The following is a 757-nucleotide window of genomic DNA, read 5'->3' on the forward strand; positions in this document are numbered from 1 at the left end:
CCCAGGACACCTGAGATGCACGACGACCACGCCACCCCGGCCCTCACCGGCCTCGCCGAGACCCCCGCGCCGCGGCCCACCCGGATCCTCCTCGCCGACGACCACGCCCTGGTGCGGCGCGGCGTGCGGCTGATCCTCGACCAGGAACCCGACCTGGAGGTGGTCGCCGAGGCGGGCGACGGGGCCGAGGCGGTGGAGCAGGCCCGTACGCACGAGGTGGACCTGGCCGTGCTGGACATCGCGATGCCGCGGATGACCGGGCTCCAGGCCGCCCGCGAACTGGCCGCCCTCAAGCCGGACCTGCGGATCCTCATGCTCACCATGCACGACAACGAGCAGTACTTCTTCCAGGCGCTCAAGGCCGGGGCCTCGGGATACGTGCTGAAGTCCGTCGCCGACCGGGACCTGGTCGCCGCCTGCCGGGCCGCGATCCGCGACGAGCCCTTCCTCTACCCCGGCGCGGTGACCGCCCTGATCCGCCACTACCTCGACCGCGTCCGGCAGGGCGAGGAAGCCCCGGGCCAGATCCTCACCCCGCGGGAGGAGGAGGTCCTGAAGCTCGTCGCGGAGGGCCACTCCTCCAAGGAGATCGCCGAGCTGCTGTTCATCAGCGTCAAGACGGTGCAGCGTCACCGGGCCAACCTGCTGAGCAAGCTCGGACTGCGCGACCGGCTCGAACTCACCCGCTACGCCATCCGCGCCGGACTCGTCGAACCCTGACCCCCGGGGCTCCGGTACACCTCCCGGGCCGGAGCCC

Annotated in this window: 1 protein-coding gene; it reads left to right on the forward strand. The window is 72.3% G+C overall.

All coding sequences use genetic code 11. The features are described from left to right. Positions 1 to 15 precede the first annotated feature (15 nt). A complete protein-coding gene (locus ACOV8S_RS18950; RefSeq protein WP_448319450.1) occupies positions 16 to 720 on the forward strand; it encodes a response regulator in 705 nt (234 codons plus the stop codon). The last annotated feature ends 37 nt before the right edge of the window (positions 721 to 757 follow it).

The sequence above is a fragment of the Streptomyces sp. CO7 genome, assembly GCF_053474865.1.